General features: G+C 47.9%; 23 protein-coding genes. 13 read left to right on the top strand and 10 right to left on the bottom strand.

What is annotated here, in order from left to right; genetic code table 11:
• Positions 1–3 precede the first annotated feature (3 nt).
• Positions 4–975 (top strand): diaminopimelate epimerase, encoded by a 972-nt coding sequence (gene dapF / locus ACFO4L_RS16655; protein ID WP_377910792.1) that lies wholly within the window; start codon positions 4–6, stop codon positions 973–975.
• Between the two features lie 127 nt (positions 976–1,102).
• Here the strand turns inward: dapF and ACFO4L_RS16650 are convergent, their stop codons facing one another.
• Positions 1,103–1,927 carry an aldo/keto reductase gene (locus ACFO4L_RS16650; protein ID WP_377910791.1) on the bottom strand — a complete coding sequence of 275 codons (825 nt, stop codon included), beginning with the start codon at positions 1,925–1,927 and terminating at the stop codon, positions 1,103–1,105.
• A gap of 127 nt (positions 1,928–2,054) precedes the next feature.
• On the opposite strand from ACFO4L_RS16650, the gene ACFO4L_RS16645 reads away from it, so the two are divergent.
• Positions 2,055–3,044 carry a lipoate--protein ligase gene (locus ACFO4L_RS16645; RefSeq protein ID WP_377910790.1) on the top strand — a complete coding sequence of 330 codons (990 nt, stop codon included), beginning with the start codon at positions 2,055–2,057 and terminating at the stop codon, positions 3,042–3,044.
• Between the two features lie 75 nt (positions 3,045–3,119).
• Here the strand turns inward: ACFO4L_RS16645 and deoD are convergent, their stop codons facing one another.
• Both deoD and ACFO4L_RS16635 read right to left on the bottom strand, forming a co-directional pair.
• On the bottom strand, positions 3,120–3,830 hold the full coding sequence (gene deoD, locus ACFO4L_RS16640) for a purine-nucleoside phosphorylase (protein ID WP_377910789.1): 711 nt from the start codon (positions 3,828–3,830) through the stop codon (positions 3,120–3,122).
• A 72-nt stretch (positions 3,831–3,902) separates the two neighbouring features.
• Entirely contained in the window at positions 3,903–6,467 is a 2,565-nt protein-coding gene (locus ACFO4L_RS16635) for a CBS domain-containing protein (RefSeq protein ID WP_377910788.1), read from the bottom strand.
• An 82-nt stretch (positions 6,468–6,549) separates the two neighbouring features.
• Between ACFO4L_RS16635 and ACFO4L_RS16630 the strand changes: the two genes are divergently transcribed.
• Positions 6,550–7,329, top strand: a complete 780-nt coding sequence (locus ACFO4L_RS16630) for a phosphatidylserine decarboxylase (protein ID WP_377910786.1) — start codon at positions 6,550–6,552, stop codon at positions 7,327–7,329.
• Positions 7,330–7,389: 60 nt separating this feature from the next.
• Here ACFO4L_RS16630 and mnhG read toward each other — a convergent pair whose 3' ends face one another.
• The 7 genes from mnhG to ACFO4L_RS16595 are packed head-to-tail and all read right to left on the bottom strand — an operon-like array spanning position 7,390 to position 13,154.
• Positions 7,390–7,740 (bottom strand): monovalent cation/H(+) antiporter subunit G, encoded by a 351-nt coding sequence (gene mnhG / locus ACFO4L_RS16625; RefSeq protein WP_377910954.1) that lies wholly within the window; start codon positions 7,738–7,740, stop codon positions 7,390–7,392.
• Positions 7,724–8,011 carry a Na(+)/H(+) antiporter subunit F1 gene (locus tag ACFO4L_RS16620; protein WP_377910785.1) on the bottom strand — a complete coding sequence of 96 codons (288 nt, stop codon included), beginning with the start codon at positions 8,009–8,011 and terminating at the stop codon, positions 7,724–7,726. The genes mnhG and ACFO4L_RS16620 overlap by 17 nt, the downstream gene beginning before the upstream one ends.
• Entirely contained in the window at positions 8,011–8,487 is a 477-nt protein-coding gene (locus tag ACFO4L_RS16615; protein WP_377910784.1) for a Na+/H+ antiporter subunit E, read from the bottom strand. Before ACFO4L_RS16615 ends, ACFO4L_RS16620 begins: the two co-directional genes overlap by 1 nt.
• Before the next feature lie 3 nt (positions 8,488–8,490).
• On the bottom strand, positions 8,491–9,975 hold the full coding sequence (locus ACFO4L_RS16610) for a Na+/H+ antiporter subunit D (RefSeq protein WP_377910783.1): 1,485 nt from the start codon (positions 9,973–9,975) through the stop codon (positions 8,491–8,493).
• Entirely contained in the window at positions 9,968–10,306 is a 339-nt protein-coding gene (locus tag ACFO4L_RS16605; protein WP_168004817.1) for a Na(+)/H(+) antiporter subunit C, read from the bottom strand. The genes ACFO4L_RS16610 and ACFO4L_RS16605 overlap by 8 nt, the downstream gene beginning before the upstream one ends.
• Positions 10,306–10,731 carry a Na(+)/H(+) antiporter subunit B gene (locus ACFO4L_RS16600; protein WP_377910782.1) on the bottom strand — a complete coding sequence of 142 codons (426 nt, stop codon included), beginning with the start codon at positions 10,729–10,731 and terminating at the stop codon, positions 10,306–10,308. Before ACFO4L_RS16600 ends, ACFO4L_RS16605 begins: the two co-directional genes overlap by 1 nt.
• Positions 10,728–13,154 carry a Na+/H+ antiporter subunit A gene (locus ACFO4L_RS16595; protein ID WP_377910780.1) on the bottom strand — a complete coding sequence of 809 codons (2,427 nt, stop codon included), beginning with the start codon at positions 13,152–13,154 and terminating at the stop codon, positions 10,728–10,730. Before ACFO4L_RS16595 ends, ACFO4L_RS16600 begins: the two co-directional genes overlap by 4 nt.
• Positions 13,155–13,509: 355 nt before the next feature.
• Between ACFO4L_RS16595 and ACFO4L_RS16590 the strand changes: the two genes are divergently transcribed.
• From ACFO4L_RS16590 to ACFO4L_RS16545, 10 genes are all read left to right on the top strand, one after another.
• Positions 13,510–14,028 carry a YqeG family HAD IIIA-type phosphatase gene (locus ACFO4L_RS16590; protein WP_377910779.1) on the top strand — a complete coding sequence of 173 codons (519 nt, stop codon included), beginning with the start codon at positions 13,510–13,512 and terminating at the stop codon, positions 14,026–14,028.
• Complete coding sequence (gene yqeH / locus ACFO4L_RS16585; RefSeq protein ID WP_377910778.1) at positions 14,013–15,119, top strand: ribosome biogenesis GTPase YqeH; 1,107 nt, start codon at positions 14,013–14,015, stop codon at positions 15,117–15,119. The genes ACFO4L_RS16590 and yqeH overlap by 16 nt, the downstream gene beginning before the upstream one ends.
• Positions 15,120–15,133: 14 nt before the next feature.
• Positions 15,134–15,961 carry a shikimate dehydrogenase gene (gene aroE, locus ACFO4L_RS16580; RefSeq protein WP_377910777.1) on the top strand — a complete coding sequence of 276 codons (828 nt, stop codon included), beginning with the start codon at positions 15,134–15,136 and terminating at the stop codon, positions 15,959–15,961.
• Positions 15,962–15,963: 2 nt separating this feature from the next.
• Positions 15,964–16,257, top strand: coding sequence for a ribosome assembly RNA-binding protein YhbY (gene yhbY / locus ACFO4L_RS16575; protein ID WP_377910776.1), 294 nt, complete (start codon positions 15,964–15,966; stop codon positions 16,255–16,257).
• 14 nt (positions 16,258–16,271) lie between these two features.
• Positions 16,272–16,856, top strand: coding sequence for a nicotinate-nucleotide adenylyltransferase (gene nadD, locus ACFO4L_RS16570; RefSeq protein ID WP_377910775.1), 585 nt, complete (start codon positions 16,272–16,274; stop codon positions 16,854–16,856).
• Positions 16,843–17,418 carry a bis(5'-nucleosyl)-tetraphosphatase (symmetrical) YqeK gene (yqeK, locus tag ACFO4L_RS16565; RefSeq protein ID WP_377910774.1) on the top strand — a complete coding sequence of 192 codons (576 nt, stop codon included), beginning with the start codon at positions 16,843–16,845 and terminating at the stop codon, positions 17,416–17,418. The genes nadD and yqeK overlap by 14 nt, the downstream gene beginning before the upstream one ends.
• Before the next feature lie 83 nt (positions 17,419–17,501).
• Entirely contained in the window at positions 17,502–17,858 is a 357-nt protein-coding gene (gene rsfS / locus ACFO4L_RS16560) for a ribosome silencing factor (protein WP_377910773.1), read from the top strand.
• A gap of 72 nt (positions 17,859–17,930) precedes the next feature.
• Entirely contained in the window at positions 17,931–18,662 is a 732-nt protein-coding gene (locus ACFO4L_RS16555; RefSeq protein WP_377910772.1) for a class I SAM-dependent DNA methyltransferase, read from the top strand.
• 152 nt (positions 18,663–18,814) lie between these two features.
• Complete coding sequence (locus ACFO4L_RS16550; protein ID WP_377910771.1) at positions 18,815–19,426, top strand: helix-hairpin-helix domain-containing protein; 612 nt, start codon at positions 18,815–18,817, stop codon at positions 19,424–19,426.
• Positions 19,427–19,471: 45 nt separating this feature from the next.
• Positions 19,472–20,038: a ComE operon protein 2 gene (locus tag ACFO4L_RS16545; RefSeq protein ID WP_377910770.1), complete on the top strand. Its 567-nt coding sequence runs from the start codon at positions 19,472–19,474 to the stop codon at positions 20,036–20,038.
• Positions 20,039–20,048: the final 10 nt, after the last annotated feature.

Genomic DNA, 20,048 nt, shown 5'->3' with positions numbered 1-20,048 from the left:
CTAATGAAGCTAAAAGCAGTGAAATGCCATGGATCAAAAAATGATTTCGTCATTATCGATGAATGGACGGAAAATCCGGAATTAACAGACGAGATGCGGGAGCAGCTGGCTGTAGCCTTAAGTGACAGAGGCGGGAAAATTGGATCGGACGGTGTGCTGTTTATTCTTCCCGGCTCCGAAACGAAAGCCCGAATGCGGATGCTGAACAGTGATGGTTCAGAGGCGGAAATGTGCGGCAACGGCCTGCGCTGTGCAGCACGTTATATTTTGGAGCAGACAGGTTTACAGAAAAGCCTGGTGGAAACGATGAAAGCTCCGCTTGCTACAGGGGTTCAGGAGCCGGTTTTTGAACAGATTCCTACCTATGAAGTGGCGATCAAGCCGGTCTCTTTCCAGCCGGAAGAGGTGCCGGTCGCAGCAGAGTCGGAGCTCAGGCTTGCCGCGATTCCGGAGATTCATCCTACTGCTCGCTTTACAGCCTTATCCGTGCCGAATCCGCACCTCGTGGCCTTAGTCGATCAGTTTGAGGATAAAGAAGTGGAAGCATGTGGAAAGCGTGCAAACGAATTAAAAGAATTGCTTCCAAATGGGACAAACGTCAGCTTTGTAAAAGAGCTTGCGAATGGAAGTATTTTTGTGCGCACGTACGAAAGAGGGGTAGGTTTGACAAACGCCTGCGGGACAGCAATGTCAGCATCTGCTCTCGTCAGCTGCCTTGACGGTGGACAACAGCTCGGCTCCAAGCTCACGGTTTACAATCCGGGCGGCATGGTTCATGTTATTCCAGAAAAGCACGGTGAGGCTTACGAGATGCGGTTGATTGGTAATGCCACTTATGAGTGGGCAGGCTCCATCACGGTCGAGGATGGGGATTTCAGCGGCTTTCAGCTGAACGTTGATACGGCGTTTCCAGATGAAACAGCTGCATACGAACGCATGGAAAAGTACGCCAGACAGAAGGCCGGCTCCTTGTAAACTCAGGAAGTCATCAGCAGAGAGTCATAACTATACGAAAGCAGGCACCTCTCAATAGGTGCCTGCTTCTTCTTTTATTAGTACATGAACGGGGGAGAAGGGAGCAAGCTGTCTCCTTATTATCGGATCAGCGCTTGTTCATTTCCGCCGGCTTTGGGCCTTTTCGAACACCTCTGTCCAGATTATTAATAATCTCCAGCTCATCATCCGTCAGTTCGAAATCAAACACATTGAAGTTTTCTTCAATACGGGAAGGTGTAACGGATTTCGGAATCACGATATTACCCCGCTGTAAATGCCAGCGCAGAATAACCTGTGCGCCTGTTTTATGATGATCATCGGCAATGTTTTGCACAACCGGATGGTTCAGCACCTCTCCCCCTTGCATGAGAGGGCTCCACGCTTCAATAAAAATATTATTCGTATCGCAGTAGTTCCGCAGCTCTTCCTGAGCGAGGAACGGATGGCACTCTACCTGATTTAAGACCGGTGTAACAGAGCATTCCTGCTTCAGCCGCTCTAAGTGTTCGATATCAAAATTGCAAACGCCAATTGCTTTTACTTTACCGCTGTCGTACAGCGCTTCAAGTGCTTTATACGTGTCGACGTACTCGTCGAATTCAGGCGTCGGCCAGTGAATTAAATATAAATCTACGTAGTCAAGGCCGAGCCGTTCCAGACTTGCTTCGAACGCTTGCAGCGTCTGATCGTAGCCCTGGTCAGCGTTCCACACTTTCGTTGTGATAAATAATTCTTCCCGGGGAATCGAGGTGTTAGCCAGTGCTTTTCCAACACCTGCTTCATTTTGGTAAATCATTGCCGTATCGATGGAGCGGTAGCCCGCTTCAAGTGCGTTCGTAACTGCTTCCTCCGCCTCGTCGTCGGGCACCTGCCAGACACCAAAACCGAGCTGCGGCATACGTATTCCATTATTTAATGTGACAAATTCCATAGTCAAATTCCCTCCTAAAGCAGAATGAGTTCAGTATAGCATAAAGCGTTTTCCAAGCGGGTGTAATAAGCACGGGTACAAACGAGATATGGTACGATAGATAGAGACTGAACAGGAGGCTGATAATATGATCTATATCGATAATGAAAATATTCATGATCCGGGTTTGAACCTCGCTCTGGAGGAATATGCACTGCAGACGCTGCCTTCCGAGGAAACGTACTTGCTTTTTTACGTAAATGAACCTTGTATTATTATAGGCAAAAACCAGAATACGCATCAGGAGATCAATAAAGCGTTTGTCGACGAGAACAATATTAAAGTCGTCCGCCGCCTGTCAGGAGGCGGAGCCGTCTATCAAGACCTTGGCAATTTAAGCTTCAGCTTTTTGACAAAAGACGATGGCAACAGCTTTTCCAACTATGCAAAATTTACGGAGCCTGTAATTGAGGCTTTAAAAAGCCTCGGAATAGATGCGGAGCTGAGTGGTCGAAACGATATACATGTAAATGACAAAAAAATATCGGGGAACGCCCAGTATTCAACTAAAGGCAAAATGTTCAGCCACGGAACGCTGCTCGTAGATGTAAAGATGGAAAACATTGTGGATTCTCTTCAGGTTAATGAGGAAAAAATGCGATCGAAAGGGATTAAATCGGTCCGAGCGAGAGTGGCTAACATCAACGAGCTCACCGAAAAGGAGATCGACGTAGAGAAGCTGAAACAGCTGATTCTTGATCATATTTTTGAAGGAGCCGAAATTCCGACACACCGCTTCAGCAGGGAGGATTGGCAAGCTATTGAGGCTCTCGCAGAGAAGCGGTATAAAAATTGGGACTGGAACTACGGAAAATCGCCAAAGTTTGATCTGGAACGATCCAAACGTTTTGAAGGCGCAGGCACCGTAGACGTGCGATTAAATGTATCGAAAGGCACGATTCAAGATATCAAAATTTTCGGCGACTTTTTCGGTATTGGCGAAGTTTCCGACCTGGAGGATAAGCTGCGAGGGGTCAAATATGAGCGGAATGCGATTCTTCAGGCAGTCGAAAATGCAGATATGACATATTACTTTGGGCCGGTTCCGCGTGAAGGATTCATCGATCTAATTTATTAAGAGGCAGAACGCGTAAATCAATAAGCAGCCGGTCAGATTTGCTTCTGGACCGGCTGCTTTGTTAAAAAAAGGGGATCAGCTGTCAGATACAGCTGCGGCAAGGGCGACATGCACCATTTCATTAAAGGTTTCCTGGCGTTCCTGAGAGGACGTTTCCTCTCCCGTAATAATATGGTCACTGACCGTCAGGACAGAAAGGGCCTGTACTTGGAAGCGGGCAGCAATCGTGTAAAGCGCCGAGCTTTCCATTTCCACTGCAAGCACTTGATGCTTAGCCAAGTTTGGAATCAGTGTTTCATCCTCATTATAGAAAACGTCGCTAGTGAAGACACTGCCGACTTTAACGTTCAGGCCTTGAGCCTGAGCACCGTCGTATGCTTTTTTCAACAGATCGAAATCTGCTGTTGGAGCGAAATCAACTCCTTTGAAATAGTGCTGGTTAACGCCGGAGTTTGTCGCTGCACTCATCGCAATAATGACGTCACGAACGTTAACGTCCTTTTGAATAGCACCGCAAGTGCCGACACGGATCAGCTTTTTCACATCGTAGCTGTTAATCAGCTCGTGTGCATAAATGGAGATAGATGGAACACCCATGCCCGTTCCTTGAACAGAAACCCGTTCGCCTTTGTATGTCCCTGTATAGCCGTACATTCCGCGTACATCATTGTACTGCGTGACGTCCTCTAAAAAGTTTTCGGCGATATATTTAGCCCGGAGCGGATCTCCCGGCAGCAGAATCGCCTCTGCAATCTCCCCTTTTTGTGCGCCTATGTGTACACTCATTGTGTTCAGCCCTTTCGTAAAAAATATGGTCTACTAAGCTATCTTATCAGATAGAGCAACTGGCGGTAAACCTCACATGCTGGCATGACCGGCTTTTATGAATGGAGCAAGCAGCTCTTCTTTCGTAAGAGATGGATTCTCAAGCTTGCGCATTTCCGCTTCGAAGAGCATGTCTGAAAAAACCGGACCAGGATGGAATCCTGCTTCAATCAAATCCTTCCCTTTTAATGCATGCCTCGCATCAAGCCGTCTCCAAACGTAGCGGGCAAGTGAAGGTTCTTCGGAGAATGCTGCAAAGGCGACAGCAGCCCAGTCAGGTATGTGGGATGCGGCAGCGTGAGCATCCCGGTAAGGCATCCTTTTTCCTTCTGTATAGCTCCAAAGAGACAGCCATGCATCACATGCTTTTTCCTCCTGCCGGTTCATCGCATAAGAGCGGACATTCTGTACCGAAGAGGAGCTGGAAGACGTCATGAACAGCATCGTTGCCATCCACGCCGCTTCGGGAAATGCGACGCCTTGTTGTTGAAATATCCGTCTGTACCTGTTCATACGGCGCTGCCGGCGACGGACGACTGCTGGCTCTTCCGGAGCGGACAGAAGAATCTTCTGAAGCTGGAAGGAAAACAAGCGTTCCAGACCTTTTAAAGGTTCACTTTGCGTAAAAAGCCGGTAAAGCTCTTCAGACAGGCGAAAGTGGCTGACAGAGGCAAGCAGTTCCTTGTTTTCTTCTGCTAAGTATTTCGTCTGGGCCTCCATTTGGAACATAAAACGAGTTTCAAAACGGACCGCCCGCAAAATACGTGTCGGATCTTCGACAAAGCTTAGGTTATAAAGAATGCGAAGCTTTCGGTTGGTTAGATCCTCGAGTCCGTTAAAATAATCGGTCAGCTCTCCATACCTGGATCGGTTTATCTGAACCGCAAGCGTATTAATCGTGAAGTCCCGGCGGTACAAATCCTCCCGTATCGTAGAAAGCTCCACGCGCGGCAGCGCAGCAGGAAAATCGTAGTACTCCGTTCGAGCACTTGTCAGATCGACCTTGCTGCCTTCCACGGTTGTCCATGTTGCTGTACGAAAAGCTTCGTGAACTTTTAAACGTCCACCGTAGGCTTCAGCGAGGGAAGCGCCGAAAGAGGGAGCATCGCCTTCAAGCACAATATCGAGATCTTCATTTGGAATGTTGAGAAACAGGTCTCGAACAATACCGCCGATAATAAACACAGGGATACGCTGTTCATCTGCCAGCTTTTGGATAGAGCTGATAATCGTTAACAGCTCAGGCGGAAACTGCTTTTCCATCGTTTTAGCGACTTGACGCTTTACAGGTCCTCCACTGCGGATGCTGCTGGAGGAAGGCTGGCGCCCGTGCATGGCCTGAATAATATCAGAACGGGATACGATGCCAACAGGTCTGCCGTCTTGAAGAACGGGCAAACGGCCAATTTGTTTTTCCATCATCGTTGTGCGGATTTGATCGAGTCGGACAGAGCCGTCGATCCATACGGGATTTCGCTGCATGAACCCTTTAACCGGGGCATGACCGAGCCCGTGATGAAGTGCTTTGTCAAGGTCCCGCCGAGAGATAATGCCGGTCAGACGGTCGTCTTCCACAATCGGAAAACCGCTGTGGCCGTAACGGTAGATCATCTTGACAGCCGTTTCGACTGTTGTTTCCGGCGCGATAACTCGTACCGGAGACGACATAAGATCAGAAGCTGTTAAAGCCGGAACCACTGCTTCGGCAAGCTTTGACTTGATCTTCTCGGCAGCTTCTGCCGCAGACATCCCTTTGACAGAAGCCGAAGCTGCTTGAGCGTGACCGCCGCCGCCGAAGTGATCGACAAGCGCACGGAAATCGACCTGCTCAGATTGGCCTCTCGTCGTAATAAACGTCTTGTTTCCCATCCCGCATACAACGATGACGCCGTCCAGACCGGTTACCTGGAGAAGCTTTTTGCAAATGTGCGCAAGGTGGCCGGTATAGTAATCCTGATCAGAAGCACTAAGCATAATGTCAATCCCATCAATTGTATGCTGTTCGCCATTCTCAAGCAGTTCCTGAAAAAGCCGCTGCTGATCAGTTGAGAGCGGTGTTTCTCTGAACTGGTCCACAACTTTTAGATTTGCACCTGCACGCAGAAAATAAGCACCGGCTTCTAAATCCCGGGCGGTCGTCCCCGGGATAGTAAAGGAGTCTGTATCGGAATAAAGACCGAGTGCAAAAACCGTTGCCTCCAAAGGAGAGATGGGAATCGACCTCGCATGAATATGCTCTGCCAGCAGTGTAACACAGGCTCCGACGGCCTCGTTCTGGACGGATTGGACATTCGTAAATGCTGCCTTTTCATTCGTATGATGATCAATAATCGTGACAGGAAGAGCATCGGCCCCTTCTCCAGCTTGACGATCCAGATAGGAAGCATCTACGAGGATCAATTCTTTCACACGACTCCAATCTACTTCGTGAATTTTGATGAACGGGAATATATCTTTGTAAATCGTAATAAAATGCTCGACCTCCGATGTCAATCTGGAGGGCAGAACAGGCTCAGCTTCCGGATACAGCTTTTTAGCGGCAATCAGGGAGGCAAGCGCATCAAAATCGAGGTTGTTGTGCGACATGATCAACTGCATGGCGATCTCCTTTCATCAGAGGCGCATCAGATCGTTCTCTGCTACAATAAGGATAGCATACGAAACCGCTGGAGTGATGATGATGAATAAACGAGTTTACACAACCATGCTGGAATTAACACATAATCCGCTTTACGCGAAGCTGCTGCGTTCTTTCGTGTCTTCACGGGCGAGCAGCCTGCTGATTCCCGGCTTTATCAAAACGTTTCAAGTCGATATGACCGACTACCTGGAGGATCCCGGCTCCTATCGATCGCTGCAGCAATTTTTTTCGCGCAGGACGCTGGAAGGAAGCCGGCCGGTGACCATGCTTGAAAAAACGATCGCAAGTCCTGTTGATGGTGTATTGACTGCATGCGGCAGTCTAAGCGGCGACGGCTCCTTTGAAGTAAAGGGAGTGAGGCACAGCGCACAAACACTTCTTGCCGTGACAGGCGCAGCAGAGCGTTACCAGAACGGCAGCTTTGCAGTTTTTTATCTGTCTCCGAAAGAATACCACCGGATACATGCTGCTTCGGCTGGCCGAGTGCTGAGACGGTGGGCCGCCGGTGAGTATTCCGAGCCAGTCAATGACATGGCGTTTCTGCTGGGACGAACACCGCTTGCCGATAACTACAGGCTTATGACGGAAATGGAGGGAGAGGCAGGCCGATATATCACTGCTAAAATAGGCGCACTTAATGTGAATAGTATTACTCCCTCAAGTCTGCAGGAATCATTTGAGAAGGGCGACGAGATGGCAGCCTTTGGGTTCGGATCAAGTGTTGTCCTTCTGTACGAGCGTCCTGATGTTAAATGGAAAAAAGAAGCAGGAACGTTTGTGAGACAGGGGGAAGCAGTTGCAGTAGAAGGGCAGCGTTAACAACTAGAAAAATAAAGAGAAGGGGAGGCGCAGAACAGGCGCCTCCCCTTTTTGCTTTCACTATGATTCAATTTTTTCTGCCTCGCTGCGGGCTTTCTTTAAATCATCCTGGTCTGTCAGTTTCGACAGCGGCACTCCAGTTAGGTACGCAGCTCTTGAAATCATGAAGGCCCCAACAGGAGCTGTCAGGAATACAAAGATGATTCCCAGCAGAACTTTCCCGACAAAAATATCGTGCATCACCAAAAAGTAAAGAAAGGTGCCGGTTAAAATACCAATAACGCCAAGGGTGGCGCTTTTCGTCGCAGCGTGCAGCCGTCCGTAAACATCCGGGAAGCGAAGGATTCCAATCGACCCCAGAAAGCTCAGCAGACCGCCTGTAATGAGGAGGAGACTAACGAGAACTTCCATCACGATCAACGACAACCCCTCCTTCCAGGAATTTAGCAAAGGAAACTGTGCTGATAAAGGCAAGAATAGCGATGATCAGGAGCGCCTCTGCATAAAGAATAGTTTGCTGTACCATCATGATCAGTCCGATAAAGCCGATTAAGTTCAGCCCAATCGTATCAAGTGCGACTACTCTGTCTGCCATCGAAGGTCCTTTAACAAGACGAACGACACAAAGAATGATAGAAACAGCAAGCAGAACGAGCGTAATCTGTGCGGTGATCAAAATCATTACTGCGTCACCTCCAGAATCGCTTTTTCAAATGATTCGTGAATTTCCCGAATGGCCTGCTCTTTATCCGGAACGTTTATGGCATGTATGAAAAGCGTATTTCCATCCTCTGAAAAGTCCATCGTAAGCGTACCGGGAGTTAGAGAAATTAAGTTTGCAAGAAGTGTTTTTTCCCAATCGGTTTTAAGGACCGTCGGTACGGCTATAATTCCCGGAGTGATGTCCATTTTTGGTCTGAGAATGATTTTTATCAGGTCCCAGTTCGCTTCTACCAATTTATAGGCAAACAGAAGAAGCAGCTTCATAAACGCATACACTCTTCTGAAATAAAAATCAAAGCGGAGGAAGCGTCTCAAAAAGAAGAGCATTCCAAGGCCTACAATGTAACCGAATACGAAATGCACAAACGTGAACGAGTTTTGAAGCAGCATCCAGATAAGCGCAATGACAATGTTTAATAAAATTTGAAATTGCATAATCTATTCCCCCAGTACGGCGTCAATGTAAATTGACGGATCGAGGATCTGGTCGGCCGTCAGCTGTATGAACGTGAACACCGGTTCTGCAAAAAGTCCCATTGCAATCGTCAGGACGATAAACGGCACGATTGGCATCAGCAGCGGCGCCAGTTTAATGTGGCTGTAATCCGACCGCTGAAGAGACGGTGACCCCCAAAACACATAAATGAATATCTTCATCATGGAGAAGAGAGTAAAGACACCAACTATCAGAGCAACGGCGACAATCACATACATTTCAGCTTCCAGACCTGATAAGACGAGTGCGAACTTACTGAAAAATCCGCTAAGCGGAGGAATGCCGGCAATAGAAACAGCGGCAATGAAAAATAACCAGGCGAGCGCCGGATGGGTTTTCAGCAAACCGCTCATTTCTTTCAAATTATTCGTGCCTGTAATTTTCTGTGTAGCCCCTGCAAACAGAAAGAGCGCTGACTTGACGACCACATTGTGAGCGATGTGGTAAATAGCACCCGCTACAGCGAGGGGAGTGAAAATCGCAAGCCCCATGATCATATAACCGATCTGACTGATTATATGGTATGTCAAAATCATTTTAAAATTAAACTGGGCGACTGCTGCAAGAACCCCGAGCACCATCGTAAGCGCTGCAAGCACGAGCAGAACCGTGTGAGTAAACGATATATCGTGCACGAATATAAGCGTAAAGGTTCTGAAAATCGCATAGACCCCGACTTTGGTCAGCAATCCGCCAAACAATGCTGCGATCGCGGCTGGTGGTCCGTAGTATGACTGCGGAAGCCAGAAGTAGAGGGGAAATAAAGCCCCTTTTATCCCGAAAACGATTAACAGCATGATAGCAGCCGTATTGACTACGCCGGTCTGACCGATTTCCTCGATTTGCTGGGCAATGTGTGCCAGGTTAAGGGTACCCGTCAGTCCGTAAATGTAGGCAAGCGCGGCGAGAAACATCATAGAGGCAAAGATATTGATAACCACATATTTGTATGATTCGCGCAGCTGAAATTTTGTTCCCCCTGTGACAATTAAGATAAAGGAGGAGATCAGCATCACCTCAAAAAAGACGAACAAGTTAAACAAGTCTCCTGTTAAAAAGGACCCGTTAACACCAGTCAGCAAAAAGAAGTAAAACGGATAAAAGAAGTATTTTTCCCGTTCTTTTGCGATTGTCTGAAAGGCAAAAAACAAGCAGGTAACCCCAGTGATGCTGCTCAACAGCACCATCAGTGAAGCAAACAAGTCACCGACCAGCACAATCCCGAACGGGGCGGGCCAGTTTCCAAGCTCTACAGTAAGAATGCCGTCCTGATAAACAGAATAGACAAGCAGCACAGATGCTGCCAGCATAATGAGCATGACAGCCGCACTGGATATACGCTGGAGTTTTGGAAAGTTGCGAAACAAAATGAGTACGGCTCCGGCAATAAATGGAATAAGAACCGGGAGCAGGACGATATTATTCATCGGCATTACCTCTCAATTCTTCTAAATCCTCTGTGCCGTGCTCTTTATACGTACGATAGGCGAGTACGAGCAAAAATGCTGTCACTCCGAAGCTGATAACGATCGCTGTCAGGATAACCGCCTGAGGAAGCGGATCGGTGTAGGCTTCGGCATTTTCAGTGAGCAGCGGCGGAGCCCCGGTTTCCAATCCTGACAAAGTCAGAATGAGCAAATGAACTCCGTGTGACAGCATGACAACCCCAAACGCAACTCGCAGAAGGCTGCGAGTCATAAACAGATACGTAGCGACGGCGATGATTATTCCAGATGTAAAGATCATTAGTATTTCCATTACGAAACATCCTCTGCAATCGAAATAATCGTTAACAGGGCAACTGCTACAACGACGAGCAGAATTCCGAGGTCAAAAGGAAGTGCGGTTGTCAGCTCTACTTCTCCGACAAACGGAATCTGATAATACTCAAAGTACTGCGTTAAAAACGGATCCCCAAACAAGTAACTGTTCAGTCCTGTAAGGATCGCGAGAAGAAGACCAATGGCAATGATGGCAGTGTAGTCAAAAGGGAGCACCTTGTTGATACGCTCAACGTCAAATGTTACATACAGCAAGATCAAGGCACCAGCCATCATCAAACCGCCGATAAATCCTCCGCCGGGGGCATTATGCCCGGCGAAGAACAAATAGACAGAAAAAGAAAGGACAATAAAGGAGACGATTCGAGTGATCGTATGGAGCATCAAGAAGTTCGTTTTCATACGTCTTCATCCCCTTTCAAGCGATGCTTAATCAACGTGACAATTCCCAGGGCAGCAACCCCCAGCACGAGAACTTCAAGCAGTGTATCAAGACCGCGGAAATCAACCAGGATGACGTTTACCATGTTATATCCGCCGGCCAGTGGAACAGAGTTTTCAATAAAGAAATCTGATATTGGCGTAATGTCACTTTCGGCCCGGAGTGCGTGTACAGACAAGCCGGTCAAAATGACAAACACGCCGACAGCACCGGAAACAGCCGCTTTAAAAGCCGTAGTAAGAGGCGCTTTTTTCTCTTTTGTGATTTCCGGCATATGCCGGAACACAAGCAGGAACAGCACGACCATCACGGTCTCAACCAGCAGCTGCGTAAGTGCCAGGTCGGGAGCACGGAAGATCACAAACAGCAGTGCTACTAAAAACCCGATCACCCCGAGAAGAACGAGATTAGTAATCCGTTTGTGAACGAACGGAAGCACCAGTGTCGCAGCAAGCAGGCTTCCGATTACGAGAATTGCGTAGCCCGGAATACCTCCCTGACCTTCCAGATTGATATCGAGTGAGTTATAGCGGAAAAACGTAAACAACCCAAGACCGACTATAAAAACTGCCATATAAAGCATGTAATCACGCAGACGGCCTGTCATGTGCGCATTCGTTACATTCTGGGACTGCACCACGAGCTGGTCCAATCCGAAATCATAGGCACGGTTGAGCGGATCGCGCTCTCGCTGGAAGAAAGCAGCTTCCTGCCACTTTTTCAAATTCAATGCAATCGCAAGACCGAATAAAACGACAGCTACGGTCATCAGCAGCTCAGTATTTATACCGTGCCAGTGGTAAATATTCACGTAGAACTGTTCGCCAACTGGCGTGATGCCTGGCAGTATTGCCTGCATAGCCGGCTCAATCAGCGTGTAGCCGAGCAGGTTAGGGAACAGGCCGAACAAAATAACAAGAGAGCCTAAAATGATCGGGGAAATAAGCAGTCCCGCCGGAGCTTCATGTACTTCTTTTTCATAATTTTCCGGCTTAAATTCACCTGTGAACGTTCTGGTAAACATCATCATGCTGTATACAAAGGTGAACACGCTGGCAATCCAGGCAATGATCGGTATAAAGACTCCGAGTGTTTCCAGATTAAAAATATCGAGTGAAGCAACGTTCAACGTGGCTGTAAAGAACATCTCCTTGCTTAGAAAGCCGTTAAAAGGCGGAAGGCCAGCCATCGCTGCTAACCCGACCAGAGAGACTGTAAAGGTAATCGGCATAATAGCCATCAGTCCGCCCAGTCGTTTAACATCTCTCGTGCCGGTCTCATGGTCAATGATACCGACTGCCATAAAGAGGGCACCTTTAAAGGTAGCATGGTTAATCAGATGAAAAACAGCAGCCATCGTCGCTGTGTAATACATCGTCTCCGTTTCAATGAAGTCGTAGTGCAGCGCCGCAGCTCCCATACCGAGCAGCGACATGATCAAGCCGAGCTGACTGACAGTTGAAAAGGCGAGTATTCCCTTCAAATCGGTTTGGCGAACCGCTGAAATAGAACCCCATAAAAGTGTTGTCAGTCCGAAGATAACTAATATCCAGAACCATTCAGCCGTCAGACCGAATACCGGTGTGAGTCTGGCAACCAGGTAAATCCCTGCCTTAACCATTGTTGCAGAGTGAAGATAGGCACTTACTGGCGTTGGTGCTTCCATCGCATCAGGAAGCCAGATGTGGAATGGAAATTGAGCCGATTTCGTGAAGGCCCCCAGCAGGATAAGCAGCATCGCAGGAAGGATAAGCGGATCCTGTACGATTGCATCAGCCTGACTGATAATTTCCTGAATGCTGAAGGTGTTTCCTGCAATGATATAAAGAAGGGCAAAGCCGGCAAGCATCGCGAAACCGCCGCTAACCGTAATCAGCATGGACTTCTGGGCACCGTAGCGTGATTTCTCCTTATGAAACCAGTAGGCAATTAATAAGGAAGAAGAAAGGCTTGTAAGCTCCCAGAATACGTAGAGGACAATCAGGTTGTCGGATAGAACGACACCGAGCATCGCACCCATAAACATAAGCAGATAAACGTAAAAATTGTTTAACGGCTCATCAGGCTTGTTAGTGATGTAGAAAATAGAATAGAGCACGACAAGCGTACCGATCCCGGTGATCAGCAGCGCAAACAGCATGCTCAGTCCGTCTAAATATACAGTGAAATTAATCCCTAGAGAGGGAACCCACTGAACGGTATGCTCGACTGCCTCCATCCCCCCGCCTCCAAAGGGAATGTATGTAGCCACGTAAATAAATAAGATCAGCGGCAGCGGCAGAAGGAACCATCCTGTGTGTATACTGCGGAATTTGTAATAAAGAAATGGCAGAAAGATTGCCATAACAAATGGCGCAAGTACAACGAAATGTAACAATGACAAGTGAGGTACCTCCCTTATAAAAATAATATTCATGCCAAAATGTGTATACCAGCTCACAATCCTTAACGATTATAATATAAAATATATTTTGTTGCATTAATTCAAGTCTACCTTTATGGGTGGGGAAAGTGATAGTAATATGTAGGAATTGACGCAAATTTTTTTTGGAAACCGCACGTGTCATCCCAGTTGCAGACTAGTATTTTCATATTTATGGAAAAATGTAGCAGGCAAAGCTGTCTCTTATCCGAAGCATGGTGTTTAACAGAGGCAGCATTTACGGTATATGAAAAATAGTGTATCCTAGTTGAAGCCTGAAAATCGCGCCAGCCATCGTGCAGGAGGGGGAAACGGTTTGTTAAAAAAATTCATCCCGAATGAATATGTACAGTCTGTTTACGATATTGATACAGCTAATTTAAAGAAACTGGGGATCCGCGGAATCATAACGGATCTTGACAATACGCTCGTAGAGTGGGACCGCAAAGAGGCTACGGACGAATTGCTGAACTGGCTTGAAATGCTTCGCAACGAAGGGTTTGAAGTCGTTATTGTGTCTAATAATAATGAGAAACGCGTTCATACATTCGCGGCACCGCACGGCCTGACGTTTATTCACAGCGCCAAAAAACCGTTCAGCCGTGCTTTCCGTGCTGCCTGTAAATTGATGAAGTTAAAGCATGAAGAAACAGTTGTTATCGGCGATCAGCTGCTGACAGACATCCTTGGGGGCAACCGTGCCGGCTTCAGAACGATACTTGTCGTTCCAGTCGCACAAACAGATGGAATTTTGACGAAGTTTAACCGTCAGGTAGAACGGCGCGTGTTCCGGGCGATGAAGAAGAAGGGATTGATAGAATGGGATCGGGAGTAACATGTGCAGGCTGCGGAATTGAACTGCAGACCGAAGACAGCAGCCGGGCAGGCTATGCCCCGCCGCAGGCACTTCAAAAGGAAACAGTGATTTGCAGGCGCTGCTTTCGCTTGAAGCATTATAATGAAGTGCAGGATGTGCACCTTACAGATGACGACTTTTTAAAGATTTTAAATGAACTGTCGTCACGAGAGGCGCTGATTGTAAAAATTGTCGACATTTTTGATTTCAGCGGGAGCTGGCTGGACGGCATCCAACGATTTTCCGGCAGTAATGACGTACTCCTTGTCGGTAATAAGTCCGACTTGCTGCCTAAATCAGTACGAAAGTCGAAAGTCATTAACTGGATGAAGCGACAGGCGAAGGAATTTGGCCTTAAACCTGCAGAAACGCTGTTGATGAGTGCGCAGACCGGAGATGGTGTGGAAGAAACGGCAGCGTGGATCGACAAGCTTCGAAAGGGAAAAGACGTGTATGTCGTTGGTGCAACCAACACAGGCAAGTCGTCGTTTATCAACCAGCTGATCCGCAGGTTCTCAAATGATGAAAATACCGTCGACATCACTACGTCAAATATTCCCGGCACGACGCTGGACAGAATTGATATTCCACTTGATGAAACAAGCACGCTTTATGATACGCCGGGCATCATTAATCGTCATCAGATTGCTCATCTTTTAAACAAAGATGATTTAAAGACGATTTCGCCTAAAAAAGAAATCAAGCAGCTGATCCATCAGTTGAATCCTGGTCAGACGCTCTTTTTCGGCGGATTGGCGCGCATGGATTTTCTGAATGGCGAGCCGGGGTCGTTTGTCGTTAATATGTCCAACGACCTGCACGTACACCGGACGAAGCTGGAAAATGCTGATCGGCTTTATGAAAAACATGCGGGAGATATGCTTGCACCGCCATCTGGCGACAGCAGCAATTTTCCCGAATTTAAGAAATCATCATGGAAGCTGCCTGCAGAAAAAACGGACCTTGTGATCTCCGGATTAGGCTGGATTACCGTTCACGCACCTGGAGCAGAGGTGATGCTGCATGTTCCGGAAGGCGTACAAGCATCTATAAGAGAATCGATTTATTAGGAGGTCATCATTCCATGAAGATTTTCGGTGTAATCGGCGATCCAATCAGCCATTCACTGTCGCCTGTCATGCACGAAGCTGCTTATAAGGAAGCGGGAATAGAGGCGGCCTATCTGCCTTTTCATACGCCGCCGGAACAGCTCGAAAATGCGATACGCGGCGTTCGAGGTCTTGGAATGACGGGGATTAATGTAACTATTCCTCATAAAGAAGCAGTCATCGCCTATCTGGATGAACTTGATCCAACCGCAAAGCGAATAGGTGCCGTGAACACGATTGCTCGTAAGGGCGACCGACTGATTGGCTGTAACACGGATGGAGAAGGATATGTCCGCTCACTCGAACCGAATTTGCGACGCAAACTTGATTCGTGCCGGATTCTGATCATCGGAGCAGGAGGAGCAGCCAGAGCGGCTGCAATGACCCTTTATGACAGAGGAGCAGAGATTACAATTGCCAATCGCACGGTCGAACGCGCAGCCTCTCTTGCTCAAGCGTGCGGAAATAAGGTGAAGGTTTGCTCTATGCAGGAAGCACAGGCTCAGCTGACATCATTTGACGTGATCATTAATTCAACATCGATCGGCATGACTCCGGATCTTGCAAGTATGGCTCTGCCGCTTGATAAGCTTTCCCGAAATACCGTCGTAAGCGACATGATTTACACGCCGCTTGAAACGGCCTTTTTAAAGGCGGCAGCAAAGCAGGGTTCTACCGTTGTAAATGGCACAGGTATGTTTATTGAGCAGGGAGCACTGGCATTTGAACGCTGGACCGGAATGGAAGCCCCGCGCGAAGCGATGCTCCGGGCAGTCATGTCTAAATTGAAAGGAGGAAACTAACCATGCTTACAGGGAAGCAGAAGCGCTTTTTACGTAAAGAAGCGCACCATTTAAAGCCGGTATTTCAAGTTGGAAAAGGCGGTGTGAGTGCCAACCTGGTCAAACAGACGGAAGAGGCGCTTGAAGCGAGAGAGTTAATTAAACTTAACATTTTGCAAAATAATGCGGAAGATAAAGAAGATACTGCACGCCAGATTGCGGAAGGCGCTGGAGCGGATATCGTACAAATCATTGGGAATACGATCATTTTATATAAAGAATCCAAAGAATCCAAGCAGATTACGCTGCCCGAATAAGGAGCTGACATTGGATGAAGCACATCGGCATTCTCGGAGGTACGTTTGATCCTCCGCACATTGGCCACGTCATTATGGCTGAGGAGGCCAGGATTCAATTTCATCTCGATGAAATTTGGTGGATGCCAAATCGGATTCCTCCCCACAAAGAAATGACAAATACGCCGGAACAGTTCCGTATCGAAATGGTGAAATCAGTCGTGCAGCTGTCCGGTGCCTACCGGCTCTGTCTCAAAGAAATGGAGAGGGAAGGGCCGTCTTATACGTCTGAAACGGTTTCCCGTTTACTGTCTGAACATCCGGAAGATAAATTTTCTTTTATTATGGGCGGAGACTCATTAGCTGGATTTCATAAGTGGAATGATTTCCAGAAGCTTCAGAAACGCCTCGGATTTATCGTGATGAACCGGCCCGGAGGTCCCGCTCCGGAAGTAAGACTGGATGAATTCTCTGATTTATCCTTTATCGAAGGCGTGGAGATGACGATTTCCTCTACATCGATTCGCAGAAAAAGAAAAGAAGGCAGCTGGAACGCGTTTTTAGTTCCTGAAGGTGTTGATTCGGTAATAAAGGAGCACGGTCTTTATGAAGCTGACTGAAGCGGTGAACGCAGTGGAAGAAGCACTGCCACTTCGCAGATTTGAGCATACGATGCGGGTTGCCGAAACGGCTGGGGAGCTTGCATCGAAATACGGCGGTGATGCTGATGCTGTTCAGATGGCTGCTGTGCTTCACGATTATGCAAAGTACAGGGATCCGGAAGAAATGCTGCAGGAGATCAACCGTTCCGGCATGTTTGCGTACGATATCGAAGGCTATGGAACAGAAATTCTGCATGCGTTTGCGGGGGCCCTGCTCGTGGAAAAAGAATTAAACATCCGTTCTTCCGTTATCCTCCAGGCGATTGCCTCTCACACGACAGGAAGAGCAGGCATGTCCCTTGAAGAGAAAATAGTATTTTTGGCTGATTATATTGAACCTGGACGCACCTTCCCGGGTGCTGAGAAAGCACGCGAAGCCTCCCGGCACAGTCTGGAGGCAGGATGTTTGGAAGCCTGTGCTGAAACGATTCGTTTTTTGTCAGGACGAAGACTGCCGATCTTTCCGCACACGTTTGAAGCGTACAACGAATTTGCCTTCATGCAGCTGTCTGAGAGGTAAAGGCGGGCATACGGTAAACTCGCCAACAAAAAGGTATAATGAAAACAGGACGTCCGCGAAGCGGACTAAAGGAGTGATAAAGCATGACGACTGATAACCAGCTGCTGGATGTAGCTGTCAAAGCGGCAGATGAAAAAAATGCACAATTGATTCGATCACTTAACATGAGCGGAGTTTCCACTATCGCAGATTACTTTATTATTTGCCACGGAAATTCTGAGACTCAGGTCGAAGCGATTGCACGTGAAATTAAAAATAAAGCAGAAGAAGCGGGCTTTGATGTGAAACGGATCGAGGGTATGAAGGAAGCACGGTGGGTCCTGATCGATCTTGGCGATATTGTTGTCCATGTTTTCCATAAGGAGGACCGTGATTACTATCAGCTTGAAAAGCTTTGGGGAGATGCACCGTCCGTTGATATCGAAAAGCTGCTCGGATGACGAGCAGAGCCTTGAATACTCGTATAAACGGTATCAGCTGAAGCTGCATGCGTTTATGATGGAGGGGTGCTGATGAGCGACACTCATTTCGCGGGGCTTTATGATGTACTGATGGAAGATGCCCCCTATGAAGATTGGATGAATTACACGGTGCCGCGTATTAAAAATGAGGGAGCGGTTCTTGATCTCGCTTGCGGAACCGGAACCTTTACCCTGATGCTTGAAGAAGCCGGCTATCACGTTTCCGGAGCAGACATTTCAGATGAAATGCTCGCAGCAGCAGAGCGTAAAGGCAGGAATGAAGGGAAGAGTACGAGCTTCTTTAAACAGGACATGCGAACTGTGGACGGATTTTCAGAGCTGGATGCTGTCACGCTTTATTGTGACGGATTGAACTATCTGAAGCATGATGAGGATGTGAAGCAGACGTTTGCTTCTGTGTATCGTGCTTTGAAGCAAAACGGTGTCTTTTTGTTTGACGTGCATACGCCTTACAAAATGGAGCACGTTTTTGATAACCAGCTGTACGGCGAAAACAGTGAATCAATTTCATATCTCTGGTTTTGTGAGCCGTCTGATGAACCGCTCAGCGTGACACATCTGCTAACGTTTTTCGTGCGCACGCAGTCAGGTTTTTATGAAAGAATGGATGAAGAGCTCTATCAGCGTACGTACTCTCCAGAGGTGTATAAACAGTGGCTGGAGGAAGCCGGATTTGATCAGGTGCAGCTATCGGCGGATTTCGGCAGCCGTCCGCTAGAAGCGGAGGACGACCGCTGTTTTATTGCCGCTGTCAAAAAATAGTCGCCGATTTTTGCGACCTGTGATAAGATAAGCAATAGAATGTAATGTGATTCCGCCTTTTATTCTCCACTTACGGAGATAAGCAGCTAACATGAGCAGCCGACTGTCAGCAGACCAGTCGGCTTTTTTGTGCTTAAAAAGGAGGAATGTCAATGATAGATCGGCTGAAAGAACTGGAACGACCGCTTCTGATCAAAGCTGCGGCAGTTTGTGCTGCGCTTCTGGCAGCTGTTTTTCTGCTTCAGACTGATGCGGGTCCGGAGGGTAGTGTTCAATCCGCAGATAATGAAGAGCAAACGGAATCCGCCTCAGAGCCAGCTCCTGAAGACGGACCGGTCGTGATCGAAATTAAAGGGGAAGTCGTATCTCCGGGAGTCTATACGCTGCCGTACGGCAGCCGGACCGTAGATGCAGTCGAGATTGCTGGCGGTCATACGGAGCAGGCAGACCTGCTCGCAGTGAACCTTGCAGCTGTTTTGATGGATGAGATGAGCATTCACGTGCCGTCTCAGCTGGATGAGAGCATGAGTGAACAGGCGCCTGCCGATCCAGCGGCTGAAGCGTCCGGCGGGACTGTAAGTCTGAATCAGGCTGATGCAAACATGCTTCAGACGCTGCCTGGAATCGGCCCTGCGAAATCAGAAGCAATCATTCAATACAGGGAAGAGCACGGATCGTTCGCCTCGCTGGACCAATTAACGCAAGTCCCCGGAATCGGAGAAAAAACACTGGAGTCTATCGCTCCGCTATTGACGCTTCATTGACGTCCGGCTACAATGACGTCATTGGTACATAAAGGAGAGCTGAAGATGGAGCGAATATCATGGCATCAGTATTTTATGGCTCAAAGTCACCTGCTGGCGCTGAGAAGCACATGTACGAGACTAATGGTCGGCGCTACGATCGTAAGGGATAACAGGATTATTGCCGGAGGGTATAACGGTTCTATATCCGGTGGAAGCCATTGTTCGGAGGATGGCTGCTATGTCGTGGACAACCACTGTGTAAGAACCGTTCATGCTGAGGTAAATGCAATTATTCAATGTGCGAAGTTCGGTGTTGCGACAGAGGGATCAGATATTTACGTGACCCATTTTCCATGTCTGAACTGCTGTAAGGCACTGATTCAAGCGGGCATTAAACGGCTCTATTATGCAGCAGATTACAAAAATCATCCGTTTGCAGCTCAGCTGTTTGAAGAAGCTGGTGTAAGCACTCAGCAGGTGGAGCTTGAAGAAATGATCTTAGATCGCCGCAACACGGAAAAGCTGGCGTTTACTGCCGAGCTTTTGGAGAAGTTAGAAAGGTCCGGGGCCTCTGAAGCAGAACTGGAAGAGATGAGAAGCAAAGCCGACGCTCTTTTTACTCAGATTTAAGGGGCCGGCA

Source organism: Bacillus daqingensis (assembly GCF_042654445.1).
In the GTDB taxonomy this organism is placed as follows: domain Bacteria; phylum Bacillota; class Bacilli; order Bacillales; family Salisediminibacteriaceae; genus Alkalicoccus; species Alkalicoccus luteus.
Note: the sequence above shows the minus strand (reverse complement) of the source record. Positions and strands in the feature narration are given on the sequence as shown.